The organism is Cellulomonas rhizosphaerae, from assembly GCF_003470205.1.
GTDB lineage: Bacteria > Actinomycetota > Actinomycetes > Actinomycetales > Cellulomonadaceae > Cellulomonas > Cellulomonas rhizosphaerae.
In genome coordinates, this window is the sequence record NZ_QWKP01000112.1 from 1 (window position 1) to 10,588 (window position 10,588).

Sequence of the window (10,588 nt, forward strand, 5' to 3'; positions counted from 1 at the left end):
CGCCCAGGTGGCGCGCGGCCGCTACCCGCGCCAGGCCGTGCCCCAGAGCATGTCCGGCACGTTCGCCGAGATGCACGACGCGGCCGTCCGCGTGGCACGCCGCACGTCGACGCTGCTGACCAACCGCGAGCTCGCGCTCGCGGAGAGCATCGAGTCGGACGACGACCTGCTCGACGAGCTGCACGAGGACACGTTCACCGCCCTCCTCGGCGGGTCGTGGGTCGGCAGCCCCCAGGAGACGATCGACGTCACGCTGCTGGGCCGGTACTACGAGCGGTTCGGCGACCACGCGGTCTCCGTCGCCAAGCGCGTCGTCTACCTGGTCACCGGGGTCAACGCCGACGAGCTGGACCGCTCCGCCTCCTGAGGCCGTCTGGGTTCCCGGCGTACGGTCGGGTCGCATGAGCGATCCGACCGTCCGCCAGCTCCGCCTCGTCCTGACCGTCGCCGACCTCGACGCGGCGGTGGCGTTCTACCGCGACGCGCTCGGCATGACCGAGCAGGACGCCTTCAGCGACCCCGACGGCCGGGTCGTCATCCTCGAGGCAGGGCGCGCGACGCTCGAGCTGACCGACGAGCCGCACGCGCGGTACATCGAGCGGGTCGAGGGCGTCCACGGCGAGCCGCCGGCGCTGCGCCTGGCCTTCGAGGTCGACGACGCCGACGGGACGACCCGACGCCTCGAGGCCGCCGGGACCGTCGTCGTCGCCCCGCCCGTGCGCACGCCCTGGGACTCGCTCAACGCGCGGCTCGCCGGGCCCGAGGGCGTGGCCGTCACGATCTTCGAGGAGAGGTGACCGGGCAAACCGGGCACGCGCACGCGTCGGACCTGCTTGAATCGCGCCATGACGGGGGCGAGCACGCTGGCGCAGGGCACGGGCCGACGGGTGTCGGTGCGGACGATCGTCGCCGCGGTGCTGATCGGGGTCGTCACGCTCAACCTGGTCTTCTACGCCGCGGTCTGGCCGATCACCTGCCCCTTGGTCTACCCACCCCCGCCGGGCTGCGAGCCCGACCGGGGCCACCCCACGGCGTGGTGGGCCGTGGCGGCGATCGGGGTCACGACGCTCGCCACGATCGTCCTCGCGCTGCGCGGCGCGTCCCGGCGCGCGCGGTGGTTCGCGCTCGCCGCGTGCCTCGTCGTCGGCCTCGTCGGTGCCGCCCTGACCGGCGCGGACCGCGGGATGTTCGCCTGAGCGCACGACGCCCCGGCCACCCTGCGAGAGGGTGACCGGGGCGTCCGCGAGAAGGTCAGCGACCCTGGTTGGCGACGGCCTTGATGGCCTCGGCCGCGGCGTCGGGGTCGAGGTACGTGCCGCCCGGGTTGGTGGGCTTGAGCGTCTCCTCGTCGAGCGTGTAGAGCAGCGGGATGCCGGTCGGGATGTTGATCCCGGCGATCGTGCCCGAGTCGACGTCGTCCAGGTGCTTGACCAGGGCGCGGATCGAGTTGCCGTGCGCGGCGACCAGGACAGTCTTGCCCGTCTGGAGGTCGGGGACGATCTCGGACTCCCAGTAGGGCAGCGCACGCACGAGGACCTGCTCGAGCGCCTCGGCGCGCGGGATGGGCTCGCCGGCGTAGCGCGGGTCCGTGTCCTGCGAGAACTCCGAGCCGAGCTCGATGTCCGGCGGCGGGAAGTCGTAGGAGCGGCGCCAGAGCATGAACTGCTCCTCGCCGTACTCGTCGAGCGTCTGCTTCTTGTCCTTGCCCTGCAGCGCGCCGTAGTGACGCTCGTTCAGGCGCCAGGACCGCTTGACGGGGATCCAGTGGCGGTCAGCGGCGTCGAGGGCCAGGTTGGCCGTCGTGATGGCCCGGCGCAGCAGCGACGTGTGCACGACGTCGGGCAGCACGCCCGCGTCCGTGAGCAGCGTCCCGCCGCGCTTGGCCTCCTCGACGCCCTTCTCCGAGAGGGCCACGTCGACCCAGCCGGTGAACAGGTTCTTGGCATTCCACTCGCTCTCGCCGTGGCGGAGCAGCACGAGGGTGTAGGTCATGGGTTCATCCTGCCGCAGCCCGGGGCGTGCGTCGCAAGGACGTCAGTCCCTGGGACGCAGGGTCAGCACTAGCGCCCCGGCTCCCGGGCGACCGCGTAGACCTTGAGCAGCTGGTCGGCCGCGGTGTCCCAGCCGAACCGCTCCGCGACCGGGCGCGCGGCCTCCCCGTAGGCGAGCAGCCGGGGCCGGTCGGCGAGCAGGCCCGCGAGCTCGTCGGCCCAGCGCGCCGGGTCGTGGCCGCGGACCAGCAGGCCGGAGACCCGGTCGTCGACGATCGAGCGCAAGCCGCCCACCGCCGCGGCGACCACGGGCACGCCCGCCGCCTGCGCCTCGGCGGCGACGAGCCCGAAGGACTCCGAGCGCGAGGGCATGGCGACGAGGTCGGCCGCGTGGTACCAGCTGGCGAGGGTGTCGCGGTCCGCGGGCGGCCGGACCATGACGTCGTCGGCCACGCCCGTCACGGCGGCCAGGGCGAGCAGCTCGCGGACCGACGTCGAGCGGCCGGACGGGCCACCGAGCACGACGAGCAGCGGCACGGGCCGGCCCGACTCGCGCAGGACGCCGAGCGCACGGACGAGCACGTCGGGCGCCTTGAGGGCCTGCACACGGCCGGCGAACAGCACGATGTCGCGGTCGACGGGCAGCCCGAGCGTGCGGCGCGCGGCGACGCGGTCCGCCGCGGGCACGGGCGCGAAGCGGCGCAGGTCCACGCCCGGCTCGACGACGTGCACACGCGCGGGGTCGGCGCCGTAGAGCTCGACGAGCTCGCGCGCCTCGGCCGGGGTCGAGGCGACCAGCGCGTCGGCCTCGGCGACCACCTGTTCCTCGCCGAGCTCGCGCGCGGCGGGCTCGGCCTCGTCGCCCGGCGCGAGCGCGGCGTTCTTGACCCGCGCGAGCGTGTGCGCGGTGTGCACGAGCGGCACCTCCCAGCGGTCGGCCGCGATGCGACCCACCTGGCCGGAGAGCCAGTAGTGCGAGTGGACGACGTCGTACCAGCCGGGACGGCGGGCCGACTCGGTGCGCAGGACGCCGGCGGCCATGCCGCACAGGACGCCCGGGAGGTCGTTCTTGTCGAGCCGCTCGAACGGTCCGGCCGGCACGTGGTGGACGAGCACGGGGGGCACGACGCCCGCGGGCACGTCGTCGGCGAGGAGCACCGCGCGGCTCTCGTCGGGCGACAGCCGCACGCCCGACGCATCCGCGCCCGGCAGCACCACGGTCTCGGGCAGCTCCGAGGAGGTCGCGCGCGTGAACACCTCTACGCGGGCGCCCCGAGCCGCGAGCGCGCGGGAGAGCTCCAGCACGTAGACGTTCATGCCGCCGGCGTCGCCCGTGCCGGGCTGCTCGAGCGGCGAGGTGTGCACCGAGAGCATGGCGACGCGGGGTGCGCGGGTCACGTGAGCTCCTGTCGGCGGGCGGTCTTCTAGACCCATTCTCCCGCAGCGCAGCGGTGCTCGCTCCGGGACCTCGCGACGTCTCAGAGGATGGGCACGATGCAGGCCGGGGCGGGCAGCGGCAGGCGGGACGCGACCGACCCGTCGGGCCCGAGCGCCGTCAGCGCGCCGCCGATCTGCTCGGCCACGATCGTCCAGCCGTCGACGACCTCGTGGTGCCGGGGCCAGGAGCCGGGCAGGTCGTCGTCGGCCACCGGGGTGAGCAGCGCGTCGTCGCCGACCGACAGCCGCGCGATGACGTCGCCGCCGCGCACGCCGACCAGCAGGCGGTCGCCGTCGAGCAGGACGTGCGCGAGCAGCGAGTCCGTGGCGACGGGCACGCGCTGCAGCTCCGTGCCCGCGGGCCATGCGAGGACGTGCATCGAGTTGTCGAGCTCGCCGACGACGTACGCGTGCCGCCCGTCGGCCGCGAACGCGAGGTGCCGCGGGCCGGTGCCGGGCGCGAACGTCGCGGCGATGCCGTCGGGCCGCAGGCCGTCCGCGGTCCGCGCGTACCGGCGGATCTCGTCGGTGCCGAGGTCGACGACGAGCACGTGCACTCCGGCAGGGTCGAGCGCGACGAAGTGCGCGTGCGGCCCCTCCTGCCGCTCGGCGTTCGGCCCGCTCCCCTCGTGCCCGAACACGGTCGCGTCGCCGGCGAAGGCTCCGTCCTCGTCGAGCGGGATCGCGGCCAGGGTGCCCGAGCTGTAGTTGGCGACCAGGAGCGTGCGGCCGTCGACCACGACGTGGCACGGGTCGTCGCCGCCGGACGGCACCACCCCGCGCTCGACGAGCCCGTCGGGGGTCACGTCGAACGCCGTCACGGTGCCGTCGGTGTGCTCGTTGACCGCGTAGACGACCCGGCCGTTCGGGTGCGCGGCGACGAAGGACGGCGACGGGGACGTCGCGACCTGGCGGGGCTCGCTCAGCTCGCCCGTCGCGGGGTCGAGCTCGACGGTCCAGACGCCCTCGCCGAGGCCGACGGGCGTGCCGGCGCCGGCCGACGGGTACGTACCGATCCAGAGGTGGGTCACGGCCGACGAGCCTACGACCCCGACCCGCCTGCGCGGGCCGGGGTCCGCGGCGTCAGGGCGTGACGATCGGGAACGTGTTCGACACCTCGTCGACGTACGACAGCAGCCGTACCAGCACGCCCGCGTCGCCCTGGAACGTGATGCCGTCGTGCTGCTGCGTGAACAGCAGGCGCAGCAGGAGCGGCTTCGTGAGCGTCGCCGTGAGGTCCGGCTCCGCGTCCCGGGCGCCCTTCGCGGCGTGGATCAGCGCACCGTTGGACAGGATCGTGCGGTAGGTGAGGTCCTGGTCGCGCAGCACCCAGTCGATCGACAGCGAGTCCGACGCCGCGCGGGGGCCGTCGATGCGCACGCCGATCGAGTCGAACAGCTGGGTGATCGTCAGCGCGGCCAGCACCTCGGGCGTGGACAGGTTGGGCGGCGGGGCGGCGATGTCACCGCGCAGCTCCTGCGCGCCGCGCAGGTAGAAGTTGCGCCACGTGGCGTTCTCCGCGCCGTGGCCGAGCCTGGTCAGCACCCGGGCGAGCAGCTCGCGCGCCCGCTCGTCGTCCCCGCCGCCGAACACGACGTGGCTGGCCACGGTCGCGGCCCAGCGCCAGTCGGCCGGGTCGTCGGACGCGACGAGCTGCTCGACCTTGGCCAAGGCGACGTCCGCGCCGCCGACGAGCTCGAGGAACCGTGCGCCCTCGTCCTCCGGGGGCAGCTCCCACAGGTGCGCGGGGTTGCCGTCGAACCAGCCGAGGTAGCGTTGGTAGATCGCCTTGATGTTGTGGCTGACCGAGCCGTAGTAGCCGCGCACGCTCCACGCGCCCTCGAGACCGCCCGCGATCTCGAGCCGCTCGGCGACCTCGATGCCCGTCAGGCCCTGGTTCATCAGGCGCAGCGTCTGGTCGTGCAGGTACTGGTACATGTCGCGCTGGGTCGACAGGAACGAGCGGATGCCGTCGATGCCCCACGTCGGCCAGTGGTGGGACGCGAAGACGACCTCGGCCTCGTCGCCCCACAGCTCGAGCGACTCGTGCAGGTAGCGGGCCCAGCCGCGCGGGTCGCGCACCTCGGCGCCGCGCAGCGTGAGCAAGTTGTGCAGCGTGTGGGTGGCGTTCTCGGCCATGCACAGCGCCTTGCGGTCGGGGAACCAGATGTTCATCTCGGCGGGCGCCTCGGTGCCCGGCGTCACCTGGAACACCATGCGGACGCCGTCGACCGTGGCCTCCTGGCCCGTCTCGGTGACGTCGACCGTCGGCGCGGCGAGCGAGAGCTTGCCGTTCGACGTCGCCATGCCGAGGCCGGCGCCGAGCTGGCCGGTCGCGTCGGCCGGCAGGTCGGCCGCGTACATGTAGACCGCTCGGCGCGACATGGCCGAGCCCGCGTACACGTTCTCCGAGACGGTGTGCTCGAGGAAGCCGTGCGGCGCAAAGATCTCGGTGCCCTCCTCGGCGACAGCGCTCATGCCGCCGTAGTGGTCGGCGTGCGAGTGCGTGATGATCAGCGCGGTCACGCGACGCTCGCCGCGGTGGGCGCGGTACAGCGCCAGCGCGGCCGCCGCGGTCTCCATCGACATCAGCGTGTCGACGACGACCACGCCCTCGTCGCCCTCGACGAACGACATGTTCGAGATGTCGAAGCCGCGCACCTGGTAGACGCCCTCGACGACCTCGAACAGGCCGCCGACCGCCGTCAGCTGCGCCTGCCGCCAGAGGCTCGGGTTGGCCGTGGGCGGGCAGTCGCCCTGGATGAAGTCGTAGCGGTGGGTGTCCCAGACCACGTGGCCGTCGTCGCCGAGGACGACGTCGGGTGTCAGGTCCGCGATCTTGCCGCGCTGGGTGGCGATGAAGTCGGCCTCGTCGGGCTCGGGGAGCGTCATGGACCCACACAACCACGACATTGGACCCGCCGGGCAGGGGTCACACCTGTCAGGTTGCTGAACGCTCGGGACGTTCCGTGCGACGACGTTCGGCCAGGTCATACGCCTCGCGGACGGCGCCCAGCACCACCGAGGACTCCGCGACGACCGCGTCGCCGAGCACGTCGACGAGCCCGCTGCGCGCCAGCAGCTCGCGCGTCGGTCCCGAGACGCCGGCGAGCACCAGGACGTTGCCCTGGTCGCGCAGCTGGCGGGCCACGCGCTCGAGCGCCTTGAGCAGGGTCGACGACGGGATCCCGGTCGCGCCCCGCACGGACAGGACCACCGCGGCGTCGCGCGCGCCGTTCGTGTCGGGCCACTCCTCCTCGAGCCGGCCGACCTCGGCGAAGAAACCCGAGCCGACCACGTGCAGCACCGTCGTCCGCCCGCTCGGCAGGGTCGCCGGCGCGTCCTCGAGCCGCCACCCGCCGTCGTCGTCCGGGACGAGCTGGACGATGCGCGCCCTCTTCGAGACCTCGACCGCGTAGAGCAGGATCGAGAGCCCGGCACCCAGGAAGATCGCGTCCTGCAGGGGCAGCGCGGTGGTCGCCAGGAACGTCACGAGCATCGCGAGCGCGGAGAGCCACGAGGTCCGCACGACGAGGGCGATGTCGGCCCTGCGTCCCCACACGAGCTCGCCGCCGATGACGAGCAGCAGGCCGCCGATGACCGCCATGGGGATGATCCCCGCGACCGGCCCGACCGCCAGCACGAGGACCAGCAGCCAGATGCCGGCGAAGATGCCCGACCACCGGGTCCGCGCGCCCGCGCTCGTGCCGACGCCGGTCCGGGACAGCGAGCCGCCGGTGGGCAGCGCGGAGAAGAAGCCTCCGGCGATGTTGGCCAGGCCCTGCGCGGTGAAGTCCTTCGACGCGTCGGGGCGGGTGCCGTCGGGGTTGGGCACGGCGGCGCCGATGCCGGCCGACTGCGCGAGCGCGACGAGCGCGATGGCGATGGCCCCCGTCGCCAGGTCGGGGATCGCCGAGAGGTCCGGCAGGCTGAACGGCGGCAGCGTGCGGGTGATCGCCGCGATGTCGGAGACGCGCTCGATGTCGAAGTTCGCGGCGACGGCCACGACCGTGGCGACGACGAGCGCGACGAGGGTCGCGAGCGACTCGAGCCGCTTGACCGTCCGGGCGAGCGCCCAGACCGCGACCGTCCCCGCGGCGACCGCCGTGGTCAGGGGATCCCACGACCCGATGTGCGCGAACGAGTCGACCACCTTGCCGAGCGTGTTGGAGCTCTGCGGGCTGTAGCCCGTCGCGTCCTTGAGCACGCCCGTGATGATCTGCAGCGCGATGCCCGTGGTGAACCCGGTCATCACCGCGGTCGAGACGAACGACATCACCGAGCCGAGCTTGAGCAGGCCGAGGATCAGCATGACGAGGCCGACGAGCACCGCGAGCGTGGCGAGCGCGCCGAGGTCCCCCGGCTTCAGTCCCGCCGAGGCCATGACGCTCTGCGACGACAGCGCGATGGCGCTGGTCAGCGTCGTGACCATGAGCACGGTCCGCGCGAAGACCGAGCCGACGATCGTCGGCACGATGCCGGAGTAGAGCCCGAGCGGCGCCGCGAACCCGCCGATGCTGGCGTAGGCCATGCCCTCGGGGATGCTGAACAGGCCGGTGACGAAGCCGGACACCGCGTCGCGCGGGGTCGGCCGGCCGAGCTTCGGCTTCGTCGCGGGGCGGGGGCCCGGCTCCTCGGTGGTCACGCTCGCGAGCATGCCAGGGTGCGCGCCCGTTGTCTCAGGTCAGGGCTCCGACAACCAGTCCGCGGGGTCGGCGAGCACGCGACCCAGCTGGGCGAGCGCGCCGCCGGTCATCGCCGGCAGCTCGCCCGCGAGCGCGACGTCGACGTGCGGCTCGGCCCAGGGCGCGGCCAGGACGTGCGAGCGGAGGGCGGCCAGGACGGGTTCGCGCAGCCAGCGTGCGAGGCGCGCGTAGGTACCGCCGAGGACCAGGTCGGAGACGTCGACGACGTTCACGACGTTGGCGAGCGCGAGGCCGAGCGCGCTGCCCGCCACCTCGAGCGCGCCCGTGGCCGAGGCCCTGCCGCGCTCAGCCGCCGCGACGAGCGCATCGAGCCCGGCACCCGGCTCCAGGCCGGCCGCCCGGAGCATCGCGTCCTGGCCGGCCACCTGCTCCAGGGTGCGCCCGTCGGCGACGACGGTGTGCCCCACCTCGCCGGCCCACCCGTGCCGGCCGCCGAACAGCTCGCCGTCGAGCACGAGGGCCGAGCCGATGCCGATCTCCCCCGAGACGTACAGGAAGCTCGGCCGGTCCTGGCCCGCCACGTGCCGCGCCGCGGACTCGGCCCGGGCGGCGAGGTCGGCCTCGTTGGCGAGCATCGGCGGGTGCGCCGCGAGCGTGGGCGACGCCTCGCTCAGCGCGCGGGTCACGTCGACGTCGCGCCACCCGAGGTTGGGGGCCAGGCGCAGGACGCCCGACGAGCGGTCGACCAGGCCCGGGAGCGCGAGCGCGGTCCCGACGAGGCTCGGGGCCGTTCCGGCGACCTCCTCGACGAGGCTCCCCAGGACCGCGAGGGTCGCCGCCGGGTCGCTGCCGCGCAGGTCGGTCCGCGCGATGCGCTCGTCGAGCACCGTGCCCGCGAGGTCGACGACGCGCACGCCGAGGTAGTCGACGTTGATCTCGGTGCCGATCGCGGCCAGCGTGGCCGTCGGGGCGGTCAGCGGCACAGCCGGGCGGCCCGCGCGGAGCGGCGCGGCGGGGGCGAGCTCGGCGAGCAGACCACCGGCCACGAGACGGTCGACGAGCGCCGAGACCGTGGCCTTGGCGAGCCCGGTCGCTGCCGCGACGTCGGCGCGCGAGGGCGGCGGCTCGTGCGCGGCGCGCACGTCCAGGACGGTGCGCAGCACCAGCCCCAGGTTGTGCTCGCGCAGGCTGCCCTGCCGCGCCGCTGTCGCCCTCATGGGACTTGACCCTAGCCGCTCACAGGCATAAGTTCATTCATACAACTAATCCCGTCTCAACGTTGAGAGGTCGCGTGATGGTGCGCAAGCCCACCCCCGATGACAAGTTCTCCTTCGGCCTGTGGACCGTGGGCTGGAACGCGCAGGACCAGTTCGGTTCCGCGTCCCGCCCGTGGCTCGACCCGGTCGAGTCCGTGCACAAGCTCGCCGAGCTGGGCGCCTCGCACGTCACGTTCCACGACGACGACGTGGTCCCGTTCGGCTCGTCGGACGCCGAGCGCGACAAGATCCTCGACCGCTTCCGCGGCGCGCTGGCCGAGACCGGCATCACCGTCGAGATGGTCACGACGAACACGTTCAGCCACCCGATCTTCAAGGACGGCGGCTTCACGTCGAACGACCGCCGCGTGCGCCGCTACGGCCTGCGCAAGGTCATCCGCAACGTCGACCTCGCCGCGTCGCTCGGCGCGGACACGTTCGTCATGTGGGGCGGGCGTGAGGGCGCGGAGTACGACTCCGCCAAGGACCTCAACGCCGCGCACGACCGCTACGCCGAGGGCATCGACACCGTCGCCGCGTACATCAAGGACAAGGGCTACGGCCTGCGCATCGCGATCGAGCCCAAGCCCAACGAGCCCCGCGGCGACATCCTGCTCCCGACGGTCGGGCACGCGCTGGCGCTGATCGCCAAGCTCGAGCACGGCGACATCGTCGGCCTCAACCCGGAAACGGGCCACGAGCAGATGGCCGGCCTCAACTACACGTCGGGCATCGCCCAGGCGCTGTGGGCCGAGAAGCTGTTCCACATCGACCTCAACGGCCAGCGGTCCATCAAGTACGACCAGGACCTGGTGTTCGGCCACGGTGACCTGTTCTCGGCGTTCGCGACCGTGGACCTGATCGAGAACGGCTTCCCCTCGGGCGGCCCGCGGTACGACGGCCCGCGCCACTTCGACTACAAGCCCTCGCGCACCGAGGACTTCCAGGGCGTGTGGGACTCGGCCGCGGCGAACATGTCGACGTACCTCCTGCTCAAGGAGCGGGCGCTCGCGTTCCGCGCCGACCCCGAGGTGCAGGCCGCGCTCGAGGAGTCGGGCGTGCTCGAGCTCTCGCAGCCGACGCTGGCCGAGGGCGAGACGCTCGCCGACCTGCTGGCCGACCGCAGCGCGTACGAGGACCTCGACGTCGACGCGGTCGCCGCGCGCGGCTTCGGCTTCGTCCGGCTCAACCAGCTGGCCCTCGAGCACGCGCTCGGCGCCCGCTGACCCACTCCCACCCCGGCGTCCGGGCGGCCACC

General features: G+C 73.6%; 10 protein-coding genes. 4 read left to right on the forward strand and 6 right to left on the reverse strand.

Translation table 11 applies throughout. The features are described 5' to 3' along the window. The 3 genes from D1825_RS02715 to D1825_RS02725 all read left to right on the forward strand — a co-directional run. Nucleotides 1-367: phosphate signaling complex PhoU family protein (locus tag D1825_RS02715; protein WP_325051455.1), on the forward strand; the 367-nt coding region annotated here is incomplete at its 5' end. A 34-nt stretch (nt 368-401) separates the two neighbouring features. Continuing rightward, nucleotides 402-797 (forward strand): VOC family protein, encoded by a 396-nt coding sequence (locus tag D1825_RS02720; RefSeq protein WP_118765947.1) that lies wholly within the window; start codon nt 402-404, stop codon nt 795-797. A gap of 48 nt (nt 798-845) precedes the next feature. Beyond that, a complete protein-coding gene (locus D1825_RS02725) occupies nt 846-1,196 on the forward strand; it encodes a hypothetical protein (protein ID WP_118765948.1) in 351 nt (116 codons plus the stop codon). A gap of 55 nt (nt 1,197-1,251) precedes the next feature. On the opposite strand, the gene D1825_RS02730 is transcribed toward D1825_RS02725, so the two are convergent. From D1825_RS02730 to D1825_RS02755, 6 genes are all read right to left on the reverse strand, one after another. Next, a complete protein-coding gene (locus D1825_RS02730) occupies nt 1,252-1,992 on the reverse strand; it encodes a phosphoglyceromutase (protein ID WP_118765949.1) in 741 nt (246 codons plus the stop codon). Between the two features lie 68 nt (nt 1,993-2,060). Further along, nucleotides 2,061-3,365, reverse strand: a complete 1,305-nt coding sequence (locus tag D1825_RS02735) for a glycosyltransferase (RefSeq protein ID WP_233549583.1) — start codon at nt 3,363-3,365, stop codon at nt 2,061-2,063. A 104-nt stretch (nt 3,366-3,469) separates the two neighbouring features. Then, nucleotides 3,470-4,459, reverse strand: a complete 990-nt coding sequence (locus D1825_RS02740; RefSeq protein ID WP_118765951.1) for a lactonase family protein — start codon at nt 4,457-4,459, stop codon at nt 3,470-3,472. Between the two features lie 52 nt (nt 4,460-4,511). Beyond that, complete coding sequence (locus D1825_RS02745) at nt 4,512-6,320, reverse strand: alkyl/aryl-sulfatase (protein WP_118765952.1); 1,809 nt, start codon at nt 6,318-6,320, stop codon at nt 4,512-4,514. 49 nt (nt 6,321-6,369) lie between these two features. Then, entirely contained in the window at nt 6,370-8,073 is a 1,704-nt protein-coding gene (locus D1825_RS02750; protein WP_199721474.1) for a SulP family inorganic anion transporter, read from the reverse strand. A gap of 39 nt (nt 8,074-8,112) precedes the next feature. Next, on the reverse strand, nt 8,113-9,291 hold the full coding sequence (locus D1825_RS02755) for an ROK family transcriptional regulator (RefSeq protein WP_118765954.1): 1,179 nt from the start codon (nt 9,289-9,291) through the stop codon (nt 8,113-8,115). A gap of 77 nt (nt 9,292-9,368) precedes the next feature. Here D1825_RS02755 and xylA point away from each other — a divergent pair, with 77 nt between their 5' ends. Further along, a complete protein-coding gene (xylA, locus tag D1825_RS02760; RefSeq protein WP_118765955.1) occupies nt 9,369-10,556 on the forward strand; it encodes a xylose isomerase in 1,188 nt (395 codons plus the stop codon). Nucleotides 10,557-10,588 lie beyond the last annotated feature (32 nt).